The organism is Umezawaea sp. NPDC059074, assembly GCF_042738955.1.
In the GTDB taxonomy this organism is placed as follows: domain Bacteria; phylum Actinomycetota; class Actinomycetes; order Mycobacteriales; family Pseudonocardiaceae; genus Umezawaea.
The window spans coordinates 67,437-88,900 of record NZ_JBHYHC010000027.1 but is presented as its reverse complement, the minus strand read 5'-3'; the positions used below and the strand labels follow the sequence as shown (position 1 = coordinate 88,900).

Genomic DNA, 21,464 nt, shown 5'->3' with positions numbered 1-21,464 from the left:
GCGCCTTCCACACGCCCCACGTCGCGACGCCTGTTAGGCCGCGACTGGCGCCTCGCCGCCGTGTTCATCGGACCGACGCTGGTGCTGGTCGCGGGCCTGATCCTGTACCCGATCCTCAGCTCGGTCCTCACCAGCACCACGGAACGCCACGGCGCGGAGACCGTCTTCGTCGGGCTGGACAACTACACCGCCCTCATCGACGACGCCGTGTTCCACAAAGGAGTGCTGAACTCGTTCGTCTTCACCGCGTACGCCGAGATCTTCAAGGTGACCCTCGGTCTCATCGCGGCGATGATCCTGCACCACCTGCGCCGCGGTCGGGCGCTGTTCGCGGGGGTGATCCTGCTGCCGTGGGTGGTGCCGACGGTCGTCACGGCGTTCACGTGGCGGTCCCTGCTGGACCCGATCTTCGGCAGCGTCAACGTCCTGCTCACCGACTCCGGCATCGGGCCCGCGCTGGCCGCGATCGGGCTCGTCGACCGGTGGCCCGCGGAGTGGTTGTCCGACCCCGCGCTCGCGATGCCCGCGGTCATCCTGGTCAACGTCTGGAAGGGAGTCCCGTTCTTCACGGTGACGTTCCTCGCCGGGCTCAAGGCCATCGACGGCGGCCTGTACGAGGCGGCGCTGGTGGACGGGGCGTCGCCGTGGCAGCGCTTCCTGCACATCACGCTGCCGGGGCTGCGCAACATCATGATCGTGACGGTGCTGCTGTCGTCGATCTGGACGTTCAACAACTTCGACCTGATCTGGCTGATGACCCAGGGAGGACCGGGGGACGCCACGGCCCCGTACGTGATGGTGGCGTACTCGAAGGCCATCCAGCAGTTGCAGCTGGGCGCGGGGGCCGCGGTGACGTTGGTGATGCTGCCGATCATCGCCGTCCTCGTGGTGTTCCTCGTGCGGTTGATGCGGCGCAGCGACCAGCCGAGCGCGGGCGACCTCGGGCGCAGGCGGCTGACCCCCGCCCAGCGCAGGGCGATGCCGTGGGTGATCGTCGTGGCCTCGATCCTCGTGCTGGTCTGGGCCTCACCGCACATCGTGTGGAAGGCCGCGCTCGTACTGGGCGTGTTCGTGGTGCTCGCCGCCGCTGTCGGACGGGTCGTCTCCACGCTCGCCGCGCGGGGCAACCGGGTGGCCGCACGGGTGGTCGGGGGCACCGGCACGGGGGTCGCGCTCGCGGGCCTGCTGGGTTTCGTGCTCGCGCCGCTCTACTGGATGACGGTCACGGCGTTCAAGTCCGACGACCAGATCGTCGCGCGCACCGACGACCTCTGGCCGACGCCGTGGAGCACCGAGCAGTTCACCAACCTGTTCTCCGGCAGGGCGTTCGGCACCTGGTACCTCAACACGATCCTGGTGTCGGTGGCGTCCACGGTGATCGCGCTGGTGTGCGCGGCGCTGGCGGGCTACGCGTTGGCGCGGTTGAAGTTCCGGGGGTCGGAGAGCTTCACGGTGACGATCCTGCTCACCTACGTGATGCCGGGCGCGCTGCTGTTCATCCCGCTGTACCGGATGATGAGCGGCATCGGGCTCAACGACTCGTTGTGGGCGCTCGTGCTGGCCTACCCGACGTTCACGCTGCCGTTCGCGACGTGGCTGCTCGTCGGCTACTTCAAGTCGATCCCGGCCGACCTGGAGGAGGCCGCGCTGGTCGACGGCTGCACGCGGTTCGGGGCGTTCCTCCGGATCGTGCTGCCGCTGGCCAAACCGGGCCTGCTCGCGGTCGCGCTGTTCACGCTCACCAACGCGTGGAACGAGTTCCTGTTCGCCTTCGTGTTCATCACCAGGGACGACTACAAGACGCTGCCGGTCGGGATGCAGTCGATGATCTTCGGCGACGTCGTGCCGCAGGGGCAGTTGGCCGCGGCGTCGCTGCTGATCAGCATCCCGGTCGTGGTGATGTACGGGTTCGGGCAGCGGTTCCTGACCGAGGGCCTCACGGCGGGGGCGGTGAAGGGATGAGTCAGGCCGGGCCCCGCTCGGCGCGCCACCGCTCGTACTCGGGCCGGGCCTCGTCGGACAGCGGGTAGTACAGGCGCAGGTCGCCGCCCTCGGCCAGGCGGATCCGGGAGAACTCCTCCCAGTCCGCGTGGTCCTGAGCGGCGGCCAGCAGCGCGGGCGCGAGCTTGACCGGCACCACGACCGCGCCGTCGTCGTCGGCGACGATGATGTCACCGGGCTCGACGAGCGTGCCACCGCACGCGACCGGGACGTTGACGGCGACCGGCACGATGTCGGTCTGGGCGTGGAAGTTCGGTGTGGCGCCTCGGATCCACAGCCCGAGACCGAGCTGCTTGGCCGGGCCGACGTCGCGCAGACAGCCGTCGACCACCACGCCCACACCACCGCGACCCTTGAAGTAGGTCAACATCATCTCGCCGAACACGCCGCTGCTCATGCTGCCGCGCGCGTCGACGACGATCATGTCCCCGGCCTGGGCGTGGTACATGACGTGCCGGTGCAACTGCTTCTCCGGCTCGGCGTACTCGTCGACGGGGTAGAGGTCCTCCCGCTTCGGCAAGAACTGCAACGTCAACGCCGGACCGGCCACGCACACACCGGGGGTCACGGAGACCGGGCCGCGGATGAACGCGCTGCGGATGCCCATCCTGCTGAGTTCCGCGCTGGCCGTCGCACTCCCGACGGCCGCGAGGCCCGCACTGAGTTCGGCGGGCGGGCGAACGATGTCGTGCGTCTCGACCACGTCGGCAGCTCCCTCGGATCCGCACCTGTCGGCACCTCCGATCCTAGCGGTCTGCAACCGCTTTCCACCGCTCGAAAACGGTTCTCCTGCTACGAATCCTGGTGTCGGACTTCACAAGCAGCCGATCGACCATGATCAGTGGCGGGGTGGAGCCTTCGGAGTACCGATCTGCGGATGGGTAACCGATCTTCATAACGGTGCGCCTCTGGCTACTCTGAGACATGGGGAAGGTCTGTTTCGATGAGTGAGCTGAGTTCGGCGGGCGAGTCTGGGGCGTCGACGGAATTGGTTCGCAACGAGATCACTGCATCTACTGCAGGGCATGTGATCCAAGCCGGAAGAATCGGACAAGTGAACCTGAGTCCTCCGAGGCCGGTAACACCGCGGCAGTTGCCCGCCGCACCCCGGGATTTCATTGGCAGAGCCATCGAGTTGTCTGCGCTTTCCGCTGCACTGACCCACGGATCCGTTCAGGGCTCGGTCATGGCGATCGCGGTGATCCGGGGGACCGGCGGGGTCGGTAAGACCTGGCTCGCGCTGCGTTGGGCCCACCGCCACATCTCCCAGTTCCCTGACGGGCAGTTGTTCGTCGACTTGCACGGGTTCAGCCCGACTTCAGAGCCGATGGACCCGAAGACGGCACTGGAAATCCTGCTCGAGGGACTTGGCGTGCCGCACAGCGGGATCCCTGTGGAGCAGGCCGCGAGAGTGGGTCTGTACCGCAGTTTGGTAGCGGGACGACGCATGCTGATCGTATTGGACAACGCTGCCAATAGCGCTCAGGTGAGCGCTTTGCTGCCGGGCAGTCCTACCTGCACCGTGGTGGTCACCAGCCGCAGCCACATGCCAGATCTGGTCGTCGCGCATGGTGCACCCACTTTGCCTCTGGATGTTCTGGACGTGAACGACGCCAGAGAACTGCTGTCCCGGCAGCTTGGATCATCGCGAGTGGCTGCGGAGCCCGAAGCAGCGAAGGAACTCGTGGACCTGTGCGGCGGATTGCCCTTGGCCTTGAGCGTCATCGCAGCCCGCGCGGCCATCCAGCCTGCGTTCCCGCTCTCTGCGTTCACCGAGGAGCTGCACAAAGCTCGCCTCGACGCTCTCGATGCTGGTGAACCCAACGTGGACGTGAGAGTAGCGGTCTCCTGTACGTATCTTGTCCTGCCACTTGGACCTGCCACCGTCTTTCGGATGCTCGGTTCGGCACCTGGTCCGGACATCAGCCTGAGCGCCGTGGCCGTACTTGCCGAGTTGCCCGACACGCAAGCACGAAAGCAGTTGCGTGAGCTGGAGCGCTTCCACCTGGTTCAGCAATATCTGCCAGACCGCTATCGCATGCACGATCTGATCCGCATCTTTGCTGTCGAAACGGCTCACAGTGAAGATGGTGCCTCCCACCTCACCACGGCGCTTAGGCGTCTGATCGACTTCTACGCCCGCACGGCCAGGCGTGGTGACGAGATGCTGAACCCGTCCCGGCTACGCATCCAGGCACCTCCGGCGGACACTGGTACCGAGTTTTACGCACTGCCGAACAGTGGTGCCGCACAAGCATGGTTCCGCGAGGAACACCGTTGTCTACTGGCCAGTCAAAAGTTTGCCGCGCAACAAGGGTGGCATCCAACTGTGTGGGTTTTGGCTTGGGCGATGGCCACCTTCCATCGCCGGACGGGAAACTTGCACGACCACCTGGATTCCTGGAGGAGAGGGCTGTTGGCCGCTGGCCACTTGGGCAAGATCGCTGCTCGAACCGAGGCGCACCGGAGACTCGGTTTCGCATACGCCCGAGAGGAAAGGTCGCGGCGAGCCTTGAAGCACTTCCGAAGGGCGTTGGCACTGGCTTGCCAGGACGGGGACATCGTTGAGCAAGCCGAGACTCACATGGCCTTCATGTGGATGCTGGGTAGGCAAGGTGACATCCAGCGTGCTCTGAACCATGCCGTTCAAGCGCTGCGACTTTCGCAGTTGGCCGACCAGCCAACTGGCGACGCACTCAACGCGGTGGGCTACTTCCACGCACGCCTTGGTGTCCTCGGCGAAGCACGTGCCTACTGCGAAGCTGCCATCGTCGAGTTGCGGCGCCACGGTGACGTCGAGGGGCAAGCCAATGCACTGGACACGTTTGGATACATCGCATACCGCGATGGTCGATGTGCCGAAGCGGTCGGCCACTACCGGGAGGCGCTGGCCTTGTTCAGGCGCATGGGCAACGCCTACGACGAAGCGGACACTCTGGACCACCTTGGTCGCGCCTGCGATGTACTTGGCCGCTACCTTGATGCCCGTCGAAGCTGGCGCCAAGCCCTCGGCCTATACGCCGGTCAGCACCGTCTGGACGATGCTGACCGGATTCGTCGTCAGCTTGACAGTCTCGAAAGACGGGTCGACTTCGAGTCAGTGACCGATGACGGACGGGGTCCGCACCAACGCCACGCCGAGGACGAGTGCGGCGACCAGGTCTGCGGCATGGGCTGATCATCGATATTCCCCAGCACCTTGTTGAGTCCTCGAGACAGGCGACTGTGAACTGTTCAACTCCGCGGAGCCGTGAAGCGGTGGAGTTCGGGGAGTCTGGCCGTTCGCCGGTCCCCGGAGGACTGTCCGCGCAGGCGTCGGGTGAGCCACGGGCCGAGGAAGGTGGTGGCCCAGCGGAGTTCGGCGGTGGCGCGGTCTCGGGTCGACGGCGGTGTGGGCAGCGGGGGAGGGGGTTGGGTCCAGGAGTCGGTGCTGCCCGGCACTCGCAGGGCGTGGGCGACCGCCGCGGCGATCAGCTGGTGGCCCAGCGGGCTGCAATGCAGGCGATCGTCGGCCCAGAACCGACGGTCGGCGACGGAGGAGTGCAGGGCGATCTCGGCGACGGCCACGTCGTGCCGGGCCGCTGCGACACGGATCCGGTCGTTGATGTCGAGGATGCGGGAGCGGACCGGTCGGGCCAGGGGGATGACCCTGGTGAGGTCGGGGAACGTCACGGTCGCCACGCGCGCGCCGGCGTCGGTCAGCGCGGCGAACATCGCTTCCAGGTGGCCGACGACCTCGGCGGTCTCGACCCGGAACCGCAGCAGGTCGTTCACCCCGGCCACGACCGTGGCCAGGTCGGGACGCATGGCGAGCGCGGGCCCCAACTGCTCGGCCCGGACCTCGCCCGCGCGACGGCCGCGGACGGCGAGGTTCGCGTACTGGAGGTCGGGGTTGTCGACGGCCAGGTGCTCGGCGAGCCGATCGGCCCACCCCCGCAGGCCGGTGACGTCGTCGCCGTCCCCGACGCCTTCCGTCTGGCTGTCGCCCAGGGCGACGTAACGCAGGTACTTGCGGTCCGGGACCGCGGACCGTTCAGTGGCTGGCACGCCGCCTCCTTAGTCAGAAAGTTGAGTAATCATAACCACGGCTATGGCGAGTCGGGGAGGTGCCCTGCGGTTCGCGGAATGAAACCAACTACCTGGTTGACTTTGCGAAGATCGAGGGCCTACTCTCTAATAAACCAGCCGGTTGGATTGAAAAGTTGAGCCAAGCTGATTTCCTCCAAGGAGACGATCGTGGAACCCAAGACCGTTGTGCAGCAGTACTGGGCCAGTTTCGAGAAGGGCGACCTGGACACCACGTGGGAGACCTACGTGGACCTCGACCTGGTGATCCACCCGGCGTCCGGGTTCGAGTTCACCCGTGACAGCTGGCTGGCCACCGAGAAGTCCTTCGTCGACTCGTTCACCGACCTGCGGGTCGAGGTGCTCGACCAGGTCGCCGAGGGCGACAAGGTCGCGACCCGCTTCCGGATGACCGCCACCCAGACCGCCGAGTTCTTCGGCGTCCCCTCGTCTGGCCGCACCGCGACCCTGACCGGCACCACCGTCGACCGCGTCCGCGACGACCGGATCGTCGAGCACTGGGCCGAGGTCGGCGTCCCCGGTTTCCTCCAGCAGCTCGCGGCCTGACCACCAGGGAGAACACCACCATGACCTCCACCGAGCAGCGGCTCGTCAGCGACACCGACCACGTCCGGCTCGAACGCCTGGCGCTCGAGCTGAACTGGCGGGTCGACACCCGGACCGCCGCGACCATCCCCGAGCTGTTCACCGAGGACGGCTCGATCAACACCCTCGGCGACCCCGTCGTCGGCCACGACGCCCTGCGCGCCTGGGGCGAACTCCTGGACTCGGACGACAGCCCGGTCGCGGGCGTGCACCACGTCCTGACCAACCTGCGGTTCGTCGCCGACGGTCCCGACCGTGCGGTCGGGACGCTCTACGTGACCGCGTTCCTGCCCGGCGCGCCGGAAGGGCAGGCGACGCTGCCGTTCGCGATGGGTCAGTGCACCGACCGGTACGTCCGCACAGCGGACGGCTGGAAGATCGAGTCACGGGTGTTCCAGCCGTCCTTCACGCGCTGAGCACCGGGCGGAAGCCGCCCCGCCGGGAACCGGGGCGGTTCCTACCGCGCGTCGACCAGGGTGCCGAGCAGGCGCAGCCGTTGCTCGGACTCCGAGCCGGGGTCGGCGTGGTAGGTGACGAGCACCTGGCCCGATTCGGGGAGCACCAGCTTCTCGTAGCGCAGGTCCAGCGGGCCGACCTGCGGGTGCAGGAGTTCGGTGAGGCCGCTCGACTTCTGCCGCACGTCGTGGCGCGCCCACAGGGTGCGGAAGCGGTCGCTGTGCAGGCTCAGCTCGCCGATGAGCGTGACCAGGCGCGGGTCGTCGACCTCGGAGCCGAGCACGGACCGCAGGTACGGGACGACCTTGGCGGTCATGGCGTCCCAGTCGCGGTAGAACGACCGCATCTCCGGCTCCAGGAACGCCGCGCGCAGGGTGTTCACGCCGGGCGCGAAGTACGGCGACAGGGCGATGGCCAGCGGGTTCGCCGCGAGCACGGTCATGGTCCTGCCCTGCACGTACGCGGGGGTGGTGGTCCAGTTGTCGATCAGGTTCCGCACGCTCGCGCTGACCTTCTCCGCCTTCGGCGGCCGACGCCGCTTGGGCGGCACGGGGTGGGCGAGGGTGTGCAGGTAGGCCGCCGCCTCGCCGTCCAGCCGCAGCGCGGTCGCGATGCTGTCCAGGACCTGGTCGGACGGGTGCTGGTCGCGGCCCTGCTCCAGCCGCAGGTAGTACTCGGCGCTGATGCCCGCGAGCAGCGCCACCTCCTCGCGCCGCAGCCCCGGCACCCGGCGGCGCTCGCCGTGCGGCAGCCCGACCTCGCCGGGCCGGACCAGCTCCCGCCGTGCCCGGAGGTAGTCGCCGAGTGCGCTGGTCAGGGCCATGGGATCGACTCTAACCCGGCCGCGCGGGCTGGGCCTGTCCCTGCGGGTACCAGTGTCGCGGGGAGTCTGGCTGGGCCGTTCGGCGCAGCGCACGATTCCCGGCATGACCACTCCTTTCGGCTTCTCCTCCACCACCGACGACGTCCTGAAGGGCGTCGACCTCACCGGCAAGCGGGCGGTGGTGACCGGCGCGTCGTCGGGCATCGGCGTCGAGACCGCGCGGGCGTTGGCGGGCGCGGGCGCCGAGGTCGTCCTCGCCGTCCGCCGCGGCGGTCCCGAGACGGCCGCGCTGATCACCGAGCAGACGGGGAACCCGCTGGTCAGCTCCCGTCCACTGGAACTGGCCGACCCGGACTCGGTGGCCTCGTTCGTCCGCGACTGGACCGGACCGCTGCACGTCCTGGTGAACAACGCCGGGATCATGGCCGTCCCCGACCTCCAGCTGACCCCGCAGGGCCACGAGGTGCAGTTCGCCACGAACTTCCTCGGCCACTTCGCCCTGACCACGGGCCTGCGGGCGGCGCTGGCCGACGCGGGAGGGGCCAGGGTCGTGTCCCTCAGCTCGAACGGCCACCTGTTCTCCGACGTGGTCTACGACGACCTGGCCTTCCAGCGCCGCCCGTACGACCCGTGGCTCGCCTACGGCCAGTCCAAGACCGCCGACGTGCTGCTCGCGGTGGGCGTGACCAGGAACTGGGCCGACGACGGGATCCTCGCCAACGCCGTCAACCCCGGCGCCATCGCGACCGGCCTCCAGAAGCACACCGGCGGCCTGCGCACACCCGTGGAAAAGCGGAAGACCGTCGCCCAGGGCGCGGCGACGTCCGTGATGCTCGCGGCGTCACCGCTGGTCGAGGGGATCGGCGGCCGCTACTTCGAGGACTGCGCCGAGGCGTCCGTGCTGCGCGCCGAGCCGGAGATGTTCGGCGGCGGCGTCGCACCCTGGGCCGTGGACGAGGCCAACGCCGACCGCCTCTGGGAGGTGGCGTCCCAGCTCGTCAGGCAGTGATGACGCCGCGGGCCTTCACCACGATCGGCGGAGGCCCGCCACGTCATCCCCCCTGCCCGATTGAGCCGCTACCGATCCGAAGAAGCCCCGGCGTGGTAGCCGGAGCGGGCGACGTTGAAGACGAACACCAGCAGCGCCGCCACGGCCATGCCCACCCACAGCCCGGAGAACCCCATCCCGACCGGACCGGAGAGCAGCAGCCCGGTCCCGAGCCCCACCACCCAGAAGCTGACCATCACCACCACCGTCGGCAGCAGGGTGTCCTGCATCCCCACCAGGTAGCCGTTGAGCATCGTGCCGAGCGTGTCGAGCACGAAGTACCCCAGCACCAACGGCAGCAGCACGTGCAGCGCCGACTTCGCCCCGACGTCCCGAAGGCCGAACAGCACGTCCACCACGAACCCGAACGCCCCCGCGGTCGCGGCGGACAGCACCACCGCGTAGCAGCCCCCGACCAGCAGCAGCGCCGACCTCAGTCCGCGCAACGCCGTCGGGCTCCGGTCCGCTCGGGCCCAGGCCGACATCGTGGCCGCCGCGCTGGAGAACCCGAGCGCCACCACCGAGATCAACGTGACCAGCCGCAGCGCGACGGCGTGCGCGGTCGTCGCCTCGGCTCCGAACCTCGCCATGAAGAACGCCAGGATCGGCAGGAACCCCTCGCCCAGCAGGATCCGCACGCCGATCGGCGCTCCCACTCGCGCCAACTGCCCCAGCGCCCTGATGTCCGGACGCCACCGCACCGCGTCCGGGAAGACCTTGCGGTGCACCACCGCGAGCGCCGCCACGATGATCAACCCCCGGACCACCGTGCTCGACCACCCGGCGCCCGCCACGCCGAACCCCGGCACCCCACCGATTCCGAAGACCGCCAGGTAGCCGACCACGAGGTTCACCGGCACCGCGGCGAGCATGATCCACGTCAACGGCTTCGGCCGTCCCACCGACGACAGCGTGCTCCGGACGTTCACGTACAGCAGGAAGAACGGCAGTCCCAGCGCCGCGCCGGTGTTGTACCGCCCGGCGACCTCCGCGAGTTCCGGGCTCTGTCCCAGCAGGACCAGGATCCCCCTGGTGTTGACCAGCACGAGCGCTCCGAGCAACCCCAACCCCGCGGCCAGCCAGGACCCCTGCGCGTACCAGCCGCGCGCCTCCTCGTGAGCGCCTGTGCGGAACGCCGTCGCGACCTCGGGCGACACGGCGGTGACCACGCCAAGGCCCAACAACATGACGACGCTGAAGACACTCAGGGCGAGCGTGACCCCGGTGAGTTCCACGGTCCCGAGCCGGGCGACGAGCGCCGCGTCGGTGAAGGAGATGGCCATCTGGGACACGAACCCGACGGCGAGCGGCACCCCCAGCGCCAGCAGCGTCCCGCTGATCCTGCGCAACGACGTCATGTCGGTGGCGGTGCTCACTCGTTCCTCCTGGTGCGCGACACCGCGACGAGGGCGGCGCGGTGGCCGACCGCGAACAGCCGGTCGGGGTCGTAGGCGGCTTCCAGGGCGTGGAAGGCCGCCAGGGTGTCCGGGGTGAAGCCGGGGCGGACCCGGTCGGTGTCCTGCGCGTAGTTCGAGTAGGACCCTGTTCCTGCACCGAGTTCGGCCGCCCACCGGCGAGCCCATCGGACGTGCGCGGTGTCGTCGACGGGGTCGGGCCACCGGGCGCAGAACAGGACGCCCGTGCGGGAGTCGCGCAGCGGGAAGGCCGAGCCGGCGGCGTGCGCTCGCAGGGTGTCCGGGTTGTAGTACTCGACGAGGATCGAGCAGCGGCCGCTCGGAGCGGCGGCGATCGCGGCCACCAGCAGGCTCGGGTCCACGTCGAGGTGGGGGAACTGGCTGGACTTCCAGTACCCGCGCATCGGGGGGAGGAACGCGTGGTCCAACTCCCGCTGCCACTCGGTGTACGGGCGCTCGCGCACGTCCGACCAGTCGCCGCCGAGAGCCCGGAACCGGTCGACGTCCGGCCCGGCACCGCTGTCGCACAGGTCCACGGACAGGCCTTGGCCGGTGAGGACCGGGGCGAAGGTCACCGCCGTCGGAGTGTGCTCCGCGAGCAGGACTTGCAGGCGCGCCAAGACGTTCGCGGCTTCGGACAACGGGAAGCGCACCGACCCCGCGGTGATCCGCGGGAGCGGGATCGTGCGGTAGCGGAGGCTCAGGACCACCCCGAACGCGCCGACACCACCGCCGCGCAACGCGGTGAACAGGGCGGTGTGCCCGTGCGCCGACGCCCGGATCACCCGCCCGTCGGCCAGCAGCACCTCGGCCGAGTGCAGGTGGTCGCAGGTCAGGCCGTGACCGGCGACCAGCCAGCCGATCCCGCCGCCCAACGTCAGTCCGGTGAGGCCCGTGTCGCTGACCGTCCCGGACGGCAGGCACCGCCCGTGCGCCGCCAAGGCGGTGTCGACGTCACCGAGCCGCGCGCCGGGCCGCACCCGCACGAGTTCCGTGGCCGGGTCGTACTCCACGGCGCGGAACGGGCTGAAGTCCAGGACCACCCCGTCCCGCACCGTGGAGAAGCCGCCGACGTGGTGCCCACCGCCGCGCACGGCCAGGGGAACGCCCTCGGCGGCCGTGATCGCGGCGTGCAGCACCGCCGGGTCCAGGCTCCGCACGAGCGCGGCGGGGCGGACGTCGTGCATCCGGTTGTAGACCAGCCTGGCCCGCTCGTACTCGGGCGAGTCCGGCAGGACCAGGCACTCGGGCGGCACGACGGCCCGCAGTGCCTTCACCGCGCCTCCCCGGAGAGGGCTTGGTCGATCGCCGCGATGAGGTTGTCGACCGCCCTGTCCTCCGTCCGGGTCCAAGCGTCCGCGGAGGACGCGGCGATGTGGCTGGTCGCGAACACCGAATCCAGCCCCAGCAACCCGTGCTCGTCGTCCGCGGGGTCGGGCAGCGGCTCGGTGTAGTAGCCGTCGAAGGCCGCGCCGGACAGCGTGCCGGACACCAGCGCGGCCCGCAGCGCGACCGGGTCGACGACGCGGGGATCGGCCGTGCAGACCAGGAATCGCGGCCCGGCCAACTGGGCGGCGCCGACCAACCCGGTGGTCTCCGGTGTCAGGGCCGCGCACACGAACACGGTCCTGGACCGCGTGAACAGCTCGTCGAGCCCGACCGCGGTGACCCCCAGGTCGGCGTCGGGTTTCGGTGTCCGCGAGTGGTGGAGGACCGTGCAGCCGAACCCGCGGGTCAGGATCCGCGCCACCGCCGTGCCGGTCGCCCCCAACCCCAGGATGCCGACCGTCGACCCCGTCAGCTCGGTCGACGCCCGCGAGGTCGCCCCCGTGCCGGCCAGGTCCACCAGGATGCGGCGCTGCAACCCCAGCGCCAGTCCGACGGCGAACTCCGCCACCGAGGCGGCGTTCGTACCCGGCGTGGTCAGCACCCGCACCGACTGCTCGGCCGCGGCGGCGAGGTCGACGAACGACCCGGCCCCCACACCCAGGAACGACACCACCCGCAACGACGGCGCGGCGGCCAGGACTTCGGCCGACAGCCGTTCGTCCCCGCCCAGCAGGTAGAAGTCCGCGTCGGCGACGCGCGGGACCAACTCCGACTCCGGCGGCACGCCGACGAGGTGGTCGACGGTGATGCCCGCGCGGTCGCAGTGCTCGGCGAGGCGGGCGGGCACGGTCGTGCCGGACACGACCACCTTCCAGGTCCCGTTCACCGGTGCAGCACCTCCGCGGCGTACGCGGCCAGGATCTCCAGGCCGCGGTCGAACTCGGCTTCCGGTTTCATCAGGCTCACCCGCACGTTCCCGGTCCCCGCGGTGTCACCGGCGGCCCGGTCCCAGAAGAACCCGCGCCCCGGCAGCACCCCCAGCCCGCGCTCGCGCAGCTCGGCGGTGACGCGGAGGTCGGAGCGGCCACCGGTCGACAGCCACTCCACGCTGATCCGGCTGCCCACCGCCGCCGGGTCGACGACGTGGTCGCCCAACGCCCCGCGCAGCCGCGCCCGCCGTCGTGCCACGAGCGCGCGCACGGACCGGTCCAGCCCCTCGCGGCGGGCGTCGTCGAAGAACTCGCCCAGCACCGCCAGGGAGAACTTCGACACGCACAGGTAGATCTCGTTGTACAGCTCGCGCAACGCGGCTCCGTGGTCGGCCGAGCACGCGAGCAGACTGGCCTTCATGTCCTGCGTCGGGAACACCTTTCCGGTGTCCTCGAAGACGATGAACGACACGCCGCTGTCCAGCAGCACCTGGTAGGTGTCCCAGTCCTGCGGCTGGAACAGGCGGAAGCTGGCGTCGACCACGAGGATCACCCCGAGTCGTTGGCAGGTCAGGACGATCTGCTCGAACCGCTCGCGCTCCAGGTGCCCGCCGGTCGGGTTGTTCGGGGTGACCAGGAACAGCACGTCCGCCCCCGCGAGGACGGGAGCCAGGTCGCCGGTGAGGCGGTCCTCGGTGATCGGGTGCGGTGTGACGCCCCGGCGGCGCAGGATCAGCGCCAGGTTGTCGAACGTGGGGTGCGTCAGCAGCACCCGGTCGCCGCGCAGCGCCAGGTAGGAGGCCACCAGGTCGATCGAGTTGGACGCGGTCGGCAGCACCAGGTGGGCCGCGGCCGAGCCGAGGTGCGCCGAGCCGATGAGGCCCGCGTAGCGGTTCAGGTAGAGCCTCTCGGACTCGGGGACGCTCATGGCCTCCGAGGTCGACCACAGCTCGGCCAGCCGGGCCACGACGTCGGACTGGCCGGGGCTGAGGTCCTGGTAGGCGTGCCCGTCGCTGAGGTTGGCCGAGGTGGCGAAGCCGATCTGCTCGTAGTCGGTCAGGGTCGTGGGCGGTGGCACGGGCAGGGTGGTGCGCGTCATGGAGTTCCTTCGGAGTTCGGGAGTCCTGTCCGCTCAGCTCGTGGTCGCGAAGCGCGGTGTCCAGTCCGGTTCGGTGGCGCGGCGCACGTCGAGCGGGCGGACGCGGCCGGTGAGGTCGCGCACGACCCGCGCGCACTTGTCCACGTCGGCTCCGCGCAGCGCGTCCGCTACGACCTCGGCGAGCACACCGGTGTCGTGCTCGTCGTAACCGCAGGAGGACAGCCACGCGGTGCCGATGCGCAGACCGCCCGCGTCCTTGAGGCGGTCGCTGGCCCCGCCCGGCAACGACTGGCGGTTGCTGAGCACGCCGCACCGCTCCAGCAGCAGTTCGGCGGCGTGGCCGTCGTGGCCGAAGGCGCGTTCGGTGTCCAGCAGCAGGTAGTGCTTGTCGCTGCCGCCCACGACCGCGTCGGGGTCGATCCGGCGGAAGTGCTCGGCCAGGCCCCGCGCCAGGGTCACGCACCGCTCGGCGTACTCGGCGAACGCGGCGGTCCGGGTCTCCAGCAGAGCCGCGGTGGCGTCGGTGATGCGGCGCAACGGGAAGCTCGACTGGGTGCCGGGGTGGACCGCCGAGTCGATCACGCCCGCCAGGTCCGCGCGGCAGAGGATGGCCGCGCCGTGCGGACCCCTCAACGTCTTGTCGAGCGACATGGTCACGACGTCGGCGTCCGCCAGGTCGCAGGGGAACGCGCCGCCCGCGATGAGACCGGCCTCGTGCGAGAGGTCCAGCAGCAGCCGGGCGCCGACCTCGTCGGCGATGGCGCGCAGCCGAGCGGTGTCGTATCGCCAGGGGTACGAGGAGGAGCCACCGATGAGGAGCTTCGGCTCGAAGCGGTGGGCGTGCTCGCGCAGGGCGTCGTAGTCGATCACCCCGGACGCGTCGACGCCGTAGAACTCGAAGTTGTAGGCACGCCCGGAGAAGTTGGCCCGCATCCCGTGCGTGAGGTGCCCGCCCGCACGGAACCGCAGCGCCAGCACGCGGTCGCCGGGGCGCAGCAGCGCGTGGTAGACGGCCTGGTTGGCCTGGCTGCACGAGTGCGACTGGAGGATGGCGTGCCCGACCCCGAAGACCCCGCGGGCGACCTCGCCCGCCAGCAGCTCCAGCTCGTCGTGGATGGCGGCCCCGGCGAACGGCCGCTTGCCCGCGATGCCCTCCTGGATCATGTCGCCGAGGTAGGGCGCGGTGTGCGCCCGCCAGCCCGGCACGGCGTTGTCGCTCGCGATGAGGTCGATCGTCGACCGCTCGTAGTCCGCCTGCCTGGTGGCTGCGGAGCGCAACCGTTCGCGCCACTCGTCCAGGTCGCTCACGCGCGTGCCCCCGGCTCGACGTTGACCAGCCGCCGCTTGCCGGACACGAACGTCGGGAACTCGTCGACCTCCACGACCTCGACGCGCATTCGCTGGTGCCGGAACAGCTTCGGCATCCCGTCGGTGAACTCCCGGACCCGCGGGTTGTCGCTGCCCCGCGCCGGGTCGATCAGCCGCACGAGCACCGTCACCAGATCGGGCGCGGTCTGCACGATCTGGTACTGCTGCACGTTCGAGTCGACGACGACGAGCGTGCTGTCGCAGAGGCCGAGCACCGCGTCCGACGGGACCGTCCGGTTAGGACCGTCGAGCAACGCCTCGTCCTCACGGCCGCGGAAGGCGTCGATCATGCGGAACGTGGAGCCGCAGCCGCAGCGCGCGCCCGTGGTGTCCAGGCGGACCACGTCCCCCTGGTCGTAGCGGATGAACGGCATGAGGAAGTTGCCCAGCGAGGTGCTCACCAGCGGGCCGAAACCCTGGTCGTCGGGTCGCGCGACCTCGACGTAGGAGTTGTCCTCCACGAGGTGGTAGCGGCGCTGCGGGCACTCGTAGGCGATGAGGGTCATCTCCTCCGAGGAGTACTCGTCGAGCACCGGCACGCCGAACACCTCGGAGTAGTGCCTGCGCTCCTGCACGGTGCTGCGCTCGGAGTTCGTGCTGATCAGCTCGACGCCGAACCGGTCGAGCGCCACGCCTTCGGCCGCCAGCCGTTGCAGGTAGCTCGGGAACGACAGCACGACCCGCGGGCGCACCTCGGACAGGTGTCGCAGCACCAGGTCCGTGGGCGTGTCCTGGGAGATGGTCAGGAACGGGTAGGAGCCCGCGAGGGAGCTGAACCGCTCGGCGGCGAAGTAGATGCTGTAGCGCCAGTCCTCCGGCCGCATCTCGGAGCCCAGCAGCAGTTCGCAGTGCCGCAGGTTGACCATCACGCGGAAGTCGACGCTGGCGTTGTCCTGGTACACCGTCATGTTCAGCCCACTGGACCCGGACGTGCGCGCCGTGTGCAGCGTGCGGATGCCCTCGTGCTCGGCTCGCAGCCGGTCACCGACACCCGCGTCGACGAGGGTCTTCTTCGACACCGTCGGCAACTGCTCGAAGTCCGCCATGGTCACGACCGCGCCCGGCTCGAACCCCGCGGCGCGGTAAAGGTCGCGGTAGAACGGCACGGTGGCGTACGCGCTGTCGACGAGCGCGCGCAGCCGTTCCAGCCGCCAGTCGGCGAGCTGCTCGGGATCGGCGCGCACCCGGCTCCTCAACCGATCCCGGTCGCGTTCCCAGCGGCGCAGGAGCCGCAGTTGCGCCTGCGGCGTCTCCCTGACCGCGCGGTCGTTTCGCCGCAGGTAGGGGCCGATGCGGGCGTTGGTCGTCGCCTCGGCCTCGACGTCTCGGACCACCGCGTGGTCGAACGCTCGCGGCGAACTGGACAGCGTCATCGGTCCCTCCGGTTCAGGGGCACGGCGAAGAGCGGTGGCGACTCGAAAGGAGCGCCTGCTCGGTCACATGGATTCGGTCGGCGTCATCGACCGGAAGCGATACTGCCACAAGAACTTACGACGAAATCGGGAATAAAACGGCTCTACATCGAAAGTCGTAGGGCGTGAGCGGTGCCGAAAGGCTGGTGGATTCCCCTGATCGGAGGAGCTTCGGGAGCGGGGGTTCGGAAAGTTCGCCACCGCGATAAGCGTGCCGTCGAAGACTGGTCAATCGGCCGTTCTGGTGATCTTTTTATCAACGGCGTTCGGTGTTGCGGGAGTGAATATCTGCTATTGCGAATTCGCTCATTCCACCCTGTGGGAAGTGCGGTTACCGGTCGGTGATACCCGGAACGATCGGTCCGCGTCGTGGAATCGGTATTGGCGGGCTCCGGAGGCGCGGGGATGGGTTCGACTTGCCGAAAGTGCGCCTTTACCCGCCGGGGGATGGAAATGTCCGATGACCGAGCAATTGTGTTGTTCACCGAATTCGCCGGCCTGGTTTGCGAATTCGCGCAGCGGAACGCGATCGCCTCGGAGGAGTACGACTCGACGGTGGAATTCGTCGTCAGCTTCGGCAAGGCCGGGGAGTGGCCGTTGTTCCTCGACGCGTTCTTCGAGTCGACGATCGACACCCCTCAGTGGTCCGTTCGCACCTCGGCGGGGTAGCTCGCGAGGAAGGCGAACGACTCCGCGGACCGCGACCCCGGCTCGGCCACGTAGACGAACATGTCGAGGCCGGGGTCGGCGGCGATCGCCACCCGCTCGTAGCGCAGGGTCAGTTCGCCCACGAGCGGGTGGTCGAAGGTCTTCTCCGCGTTGGTGTGCAGGCGCACGTTGTGAGTCGCCCACAGCGTGGCGAACTCCGCCGACTTGGTGGACAGCTCGCCGACGAGGTCGTGGAGGGCGCGGTCGAACGGGTCCCGCCCCGCCTGGGCGCGCAGGGCCGCGACGCACTCCTTCGCGGTCCGGTTCCAGTCGGCGAAGAAGCCCTGGGCGCGCGGGTCGAGGTAGGTGAAGCGGGCCATGTTCGCCCGGCCGTGCGCGTCGAACATCGGCGCGTAGAGCGCCCGCCCGAGGTGGTTGGCGGCGAGGACGTCCTGGCAGCTGTCCACGACGAACGCCGCCGCGCCGGTCATCGCGTCGACCATCCACTCCACGCTGGGGCGCACGCTCCGCTTGGCCGGCGCGCGACGCCTGCCGGAGACGCGGTCCCGTGACGCGCGCGCCAGGTCGAAGAGGTGCTCCCGCTCGGCCACGTCCAGGCGCAGCGCCCGTGCCACCGCTTCGAGGACGTCCTCCGAGACGCCCGCGAGGTTCCCGCGCTCCATCCGGTTGTAGTAGTCGATGCTGATCCCGGCCAGGGTCGCGATCTCCTCCCGCCGGAGTCCGGGGACCTGCCGGGACCCGTAGGAGACGAGCCCGACGTCCTCCGGGGTGATCTTCGCGCGGCGCGACGTGAGGAAGTCCCGTACCTCGCTCTTGGTGTCCACGCCGACCAGGCTAATCCCGCGGCCGAGGTCGGGGGGTGCCCTGCGAGTACCTGGACAGGCCGGTCCTCCCGCTCGCCCTCACGGCGGTGCTTACCTGGTCCCAGCGGCCGACGACGGTCGCGAATGGACACCGGAGGACGACATGAAGATCATCAGGAGCGGGCTCGACACCATGGGCGGCCCCGGCGACTGGTTCACCGGCAACGTCTACATCGACGTCATCAGCACCCCGTCGGCCACCTCGCGGGTCATGGGCGGTGTCGTCCACTTCGCACCGGGAGCGCGCACGGCGTGGCACACCCACCCCGCGGGCCAGACGCTCCTCGTCACCGAGGGCGTGGGGCTCGTCCAGCGCGAGGGCGGGCCCGTCGAGGAGGTGCGGCCGGGCGACCGCGTGTACATCGCGCCGGGCGAGAACCACTGGCACGGCGCCACGGCGAAGGACTTCCACGCGCAGATCGCCTACCAGGAGGCCGACGACGCGGGCGACCACACCACGTGGGGGCGGCACGTCACCGACGACGAGTACGCGGCCTAGTCCCAAGACGACGCGGTGGCCGTTCGGCGCGAGCGGCCACCTTCCCCAGCCCGTCGCGATGTCCCGGAGGAACCAGCATGACCACTCACGCGCAAGGCGAGATCGACCTCGACGCGCTCCTGTCCCATCACACCCGCGACGACGACGCGCCACCGTGGCCGCTGGCGACACGGCCAAGTTAACGATACCTCGTCAGGAGGTGTTCTTATCTCCTGCTAGCAAGCAGGTAAGGTCGGTGGACACGTGGTAACGTTACCACGTGTCCACCGGGAGAAGGGCTCACAGCATGTCGGAAGCGCAGTTCAGGCCGTACGAGACCGATCCGTGCTACGCCCCGGCGACCGGGCGGGTGCGGACCGGGTACCCGGCCGCGGTCGCGAGCGTGCCGTCCGGCAGCGTGGTGCTGGCCGTCGACGGTCCGACCGCCGTGCGCTGGGACGTCGTGGCGGCGGCGCTGTCGGACGCCCTGAGCGCGGCCGGTCGGTCGGTGAAGTTCCTCGACGTCCGAGAGCACTACGCGTCCTGGGAGCTGATCCTCCAGCGCACCGCGTCGCCGGAACTGCCCGACGACCCGCACTTCGCCACCCTCTCCGACGTCGAACTCCCCGCCCTTCTCGACGACCTGCCCCGACCGGAGGTGGTCCCCGGCGGCGTGGTCGTCGTCTACGGGCCCGGTGCGGCCCTCGTCGACCCCGACGTCCTGTGGTACGCGGACCTGCCCAAGCGGTACGCGGAAGCCGCGATCACCGGCGGCGACGGCCGCAACCTGGGTCAGCCGACCGGGACCGGCCCCGGAACGACCCGGCGGCTGTTCTACATCGACTGGCCCGTCCTGGACCGGCACCGCGACGCCATCGCCGACCGGGTCGCGCTGTGGCTCGACACCCAGGACGTGGACGCGCCCGCCTCACTCGACGGCGACGCACTGCGGGCGACGCTGGCCGAGCTGGCCGCCCGACCGTTCCGCACCCGGCCGACGTTCAACACCACGTCCTGGGGCGGGCACTGGGGTCAGGACGCGCTCGGCTTCAACACCCAGGCGGCCAACACGGCTCTCGGCTACGAGCTGATCGCGCCGGAGAGCGGCATCCTCGTCGGGGACGCCGAGACGGCCAAGGTCGAGGTGCCCTTCCAACTCCTCGTCGCCCTGCACCCGGAGGCGGTGCTGGGCGTGGACGTGCACCGCGCGTTCGGCACGTCGTTCCCCATCCGGTTCGACTACCTGGACACGGTCGGCGGCGGGAACCTGTCCGTGCACTGCCACCCCCAGTCCGACTACATGCGGCGGGTGTTCGGCTGGCCGTACACGCAGCACGAGACGTACTACGTGATGGTCAACGGCGAGGACAGCCGGGTGTTCCTCGGGCTGCGCGACGGTGTCGACGTGGAGGCGTTCCGCCGCGACGCGGACGCCGCCGTGCACCACGGCGTCCCGTTCGACATCGAACGCCACGTGCAGAGCTTCCCCGCCGAGGCCCACCAGCTGTTCCTCATCCCCGCCGGGACACCGCACGGCAGTGGGGACGGCAACGTGGTCCTGGAGATCAGCGCGACGCCGTACCTCTACAGCCTGCGCTTCTACGACTGGCTGCGGAAGGACGCGAACGGGGAGCAGCGGCCCGTCCACGTCGGGCACGCCTTCGACAACCTCGCCGTCGAGCGGACCGGGCAGCGCGTCGCCGTCGACCTCGTGCAACGCCCACGCCTCCTGCGCGAGGTCGACGGCGCGACCGAGGACGTCATCGGCTCGCTGCCGGACATGTTCTTCGAGGTGACGCGCCTGGAACTGGGCGTGGGAGCCGTCATCGAGGACACGGCGGGGGACCGGTTCCACATCCTCAACGTCGTCGAGGGCGCGGGCGTGGTCGTCGAGACCGCGGCCGGGCACCGGCACAGCCTCGCGTACGCCGAGACGCTGACGATCCCCGCCGCCGCGGGCGGGTACACCGTGCGTGCCGCGGGCTCCACGCCGGTGCGCGTCGTGAAGGCCTTCGTGAAGTGACCGCGCCCGTCGCGGTCCTGGAGATCGGCGGCACGCACGTGACCGCCGCCCTCGTCCACCACCGTGTCCTACCGGGACGCACGCGCGCGTCGCTGGCCGGGGACGCGTCGGCCGACGCGATCATCGACGCGATCGTGACCGCCGCCCGCGGTCTCGGGCCAGCCCCACGGTGGGCGGTCGCCGTCCCCGGTCCGTTCGACTACGCGACCGGCACCGCGCTGTTCCACGGCGTCGGCAAGTTCGACGCGCTGCACGGCGTGAACCTGCGGGAGGTCCTGCTGGGGTCGCTCGACGGGGCGGAGTCCGTGGTCTTCCTCAACGACGCCAACGCCTTCCTGCTCGGCGAGGTGTGGGCGGGCGCGGCGGCGGGACACCGGCGGGCGGTCGCGATCACGCTCGGGACCGGCGTCGGCTCGGCGTTCGCGGACAACGGGAGTGTCGTCGAGGACGGCCCAGGCGTTCCTCCCGAGGGCCGGGCCGACCTGCTGACCTTCAACGGGCGGCCGCTCGAGGAGACCGTGTCCCGCCGGGCGATCCGCGCGGCCTACGAACGGGCGACCGGCGTGCCCGCGCCGGACGTGCACGACATCGCCGACCGGGCCCGTGCCGGTGACCAGGCCGCCACCGAGGTCCTGCACCGGGCCTTTCACGCGCTCGGCGCGACCCTTGCACCGTGGGTGGCGGCGTTCGAGGCGACGGTGCTCGTGGTCGGCGGCTCCATGGCCGGTTCCTGGGACCTGGTCGCCGGACCGCTGCGGGAGGGCGTCGCCGTCGACTCGCTCGCCATCACCCCCGCCGCGCACCCGGAGGACGCCGCGCTGCTCGGCGCCGCCCACCTCGATCATGGGATACTCACCGCCCGAACCCGCCGGTAGGACCG

19 protein-coding genes are annotated in these 21,464 nt (G+C 70.1%); 9 read left to right on the top strand and 10 right to left on the bottom strand.

All coding sequences use genetic code 11. The features are described 5' to 3' along the window. The coding region (locus ACFWW9_RS15275) for an ABC transporter permease subunit (RefSeq protein ID WP_390376894.1) at positions 1–1,962 on the top strand (1,962 nt) is incomplete at its 5' end. Between the two features lies 1 nt (position 1,963). On the opposite strand, the gene ACFWW9_RS15270 is transcribed toward ACFWW9_RS15275, so the two are convergent. Then, positions 1,964–2,704: a ribonuclease activity regulator RraA gene (locus ACFWW9_RS15270; protein ID WP_390376891.1), complete on the bottom strand. Its 741-nt coding sequence runs from the start codon at positions 2,702–2,704 to the stop codon at positions 1,964–1,966. 240 nt (positions 2,705–2,944) lie between these two features. Here ACFWW9_RS15270 and ACFWW9_RS15265 point away from each other — a divergent pair, with 240 nt between their 5' ends. After that, entirely contained in the window at positions 2,945–5,179 is a 2,235-nt protein-coding gene (locus ACFWW9_RS15265) for an ATP-binding protein (RefSeq protein ID WP_390376889.1), read from the top strand. Positions 5,180–5,235: 56 nt separating this feature from the next. On the opposite strand, the gene ACFWW9_RS15260 is transcribed toward ACFWW9_RS15265, so the two are convergent. Next, the gene (locus ACFWW9_RS15260; protein ID WP_390376886.1) at positions 5,236–6,048 is read right to left on the bottom strand and encodes an SGNH/GDSL hydrolase family protein; all 813 of its coding nucleotides are present in this window, start codon (positions 6,046–6,048) and stop codon (positions 5,236–5,238) included. 189 nt (positions 6,049–6,237) lie between these two features. On the opposite strand from ACFWW9_RS15260, the gene ACFWW9_RS15255 reads away from it, so the two are divergent. Both ACFWW9_RS15255 and ACFWW9_RS15250 read left to right on the top strand, forming a co-directional pair. Beyond that, positions 6,238–6,633: an ester cyclase gene (locus ACFWW9_RS15255; protein ID WP_390376883.1), complete on the top strand. Its 396-nt coding sequence runs from the start codon at positions 6,238–6,240 to the stop codon at positions 6,631–6,633. A gap of 20 nt (positions 6,634–6,653) precedes the next feature. Beyond that, a complete protein-coding gene (locus ACFWW9_RS15250) occupies positions 6,654–7,088 on the top strand; it encodes a nuclear transport factor 2 family protein (RefSeq protein WP_390376880.1) in 435 nt (144 codons plus the stop codon). Positions 7,089–7,129: 41 nt separating this feature from the next. On the opposite strand, the gene ACFWW9_RS15245 is transcribed toward ACFWW9_RS15250, so the two are convergent. Beyond that, positions 7,130–7,951, bottom strand: a complete 822-nt coding sequence (locus ACFWW9_RS15245; RefSeq protein ID WP_390376878.1) for a helix-turn-helix transcriptional regulator — start codon at positions 7,949–7,951, stop codon at positions 7,130–7,132. Between the two features lie 103 nt (positions 7,952–8,054). On the opposite strand from ACFWW9_RS15245, the gene ACFWW9_RS15240 reads away from it, so the two are divergent. Then, on the top strand, positions 8,055–8,960 hold the full coding sequence (locus tag ACFWW9_RS15240) for an SDR family NAD(P)-dependent oxidoreductase (RefSeq protein ID WP_390376876.1): 906 nt from the start codon (positions 8,055–8,057) through the stop codon (positions 8,958–8,960). Positions 8,961–9,028: 68 nt separating this feature from the next. On the opposite strand, the gene ACFWW9_RS15235 is transcribed toward ACFWW9_RS15240, so the two are convergent. From ACFWW9_RS15235 to ACFWW9_RS15210, 6 genes are read right to left on the bottom strand one after another with little or no spacing between them, the layout of a single operon-like run. Then, on the bottom strand, positions 9,029–10,375 hold the full coding sequence (locus tag ACFWW9_RS15235) for an MATE family efflux transporter (protein ID WP_390376874.1): 1,347 nt from the start codon (positions 10,373–10,375) through the stop codon (positions 9,029–9,031). After that, positions 10,372–11,691 carry an FAD-binding oxidoreductase gene (locus tag ACFWW9_RS15230; protein WP_390376872.1) on the bottom strand — a complete coding sequence of 440 codons (1,320 nt, stop codon included), beginning with the start codon at positions 11,689–11,691 and terminating at the stop codon, positions 10,372–10,374. The genes ACFWW9_RS15235 and ACFWW9_RS15230 overlap by 4 nt, the downstream gene beginning before the upstream one ends. Then, on the bottom strand, positions 11,688–12,629 hold the full coding sequence (locus tag ACFWW9_RS15225; protein WP_390376869.1) for a D-isomer specific 2-hydroxyacid dehydrogenase family protein: 942 nt from the start codon (positions 12,627–12,629) through the stop codon (positions 11,688–11,690). The genes ACFWW9_RS15230 and ACFWW9_RS15225 overlap by 4 nt, the downstream gene beginning before the upstream one ends. Continuing rightward, positions 12,626–13,771: an aminotransferase class I/II-fold pyridoxal phosphate-dependent enzyme gene (locus tag ACFWW9_RS15220; RefSeq protein ID WP_390376866.1), complete on the bottom strand. Its 1,146-nt coding sequence runs from the start codon at positions 13,769–13,771 to the stop codon at positions 12,626–12,628. The genes ACFWW9_RS15225 and ACFWW9_RS15220 overlap by 4 nt, the downstream gene beginning before the upstream one ends. Positions 13,772–13,804: 33 nt before the next feature. Then, complete coding sequence (gene glyA / locus ACFWW9_RS15215; RefSeq protein ID WP_390376863.1) at positions 13,805–15,079, bottom strand: serine hydroxymethyltransferase; 1,275 nt, start codon at positions 15,077–15,079, stop codon at positions 13,805–13,807. Continuing rightward, positions 15,076–16,512 carry a phenylacetate--CoA ligase family protein gene (locus ACFWW9_RS15210; RefSeq protein ID WP_390376860.1) on the bottom strand — a complete coding sequence of 479 codons (1,437 nt, stop codon included), beginning with the start codon at positions 16,510–16,512 and terminating at the stop codon, positions 15,076–15,078. Before ACFWW9_RS15210 ends, glyA begins: the two co-directional genes overlap by 4 nt. A gap of 492 nt (positions 16,513–17,004) precedes the next feature. Between ACFWW9_RS15210 and ACFWW9_RS15205 the strand changes: the two genes are divergently transcribed. Then, positions 17,005–17,220, top strand: coding sequence for a dioxygenase (locus ACFWW9_RS15205; protein ID WP_390376857.1), 216 nt, complete (start codon positions 17,005–17,007; stop codon positions 17,218–17,220). On the opposite strand, the gene ACFWW9_RS15200 is transcribed toward ACFWW9_RS15205, so the two are convergent. Next, positions 17,190–18,044: a helix-turn-helix transcriptional regulator gene (locus tag ACFWW9_RS15200; protein WP_390376854.1), complete on the bottom strand. Its 855-nt coding sequence runs from the start codon at positions 18,042–18,044 to the stop codon at positions 17,190–17,192. The genes ACFWW9_RS15205 and ACFWW9_RS15200 overlap by 31 nt on opposite strands. Before the next feature lie 142 nt (positions 18,045–18,186). On the opposite strand from ACFWW9_RS15200, the gene ACFWW9_RS15195 reads away from it, so the two are divergent. The 3 genes from ACFWW9_RS15195 (at position 18,187) to ACFWW9_RS15185 (ending at position 21,459) form a co-directional block, all read left to right on the top strand. Then, a complete protein-coding gene (locus tag ACFWW9_RS15195; RefSeq protein ID WP_390376852.1) occupies positions 18,187–18,582 on the top strand; it encodes a cupin domain-containing protein in 396 nt (131 codons plus the stop codon). Between the two features lie 286 nt (positions 18,583–18,868). Continuing rightward, a complete protein-coding gene (locus tag ACFWW9_RS15190; protein ID WP_390376849.1) occupies positions 18,869–20,584 on the top strand; it encodes a class I mannose-6-phosphate isomerase in 1,716 nt (571 codons plus the stop codon). After that, positions 20,581–21,459, top strand: a complete 879-nt coding sequence (locus ACFWW9_RS15185) for an ROK family protein (RefSeq protein ID WP_390376846.1) — start codon at positions 20,581–20,583, stop codon at positions 21,457–21,459. Before ACFWW9_RS15190 ends, ACFWW9_RS15185 begins: the two co-directional genes overlap by 4 nt. Positions 21,460–21,464 lie beyond the last annotated feature (5 nt).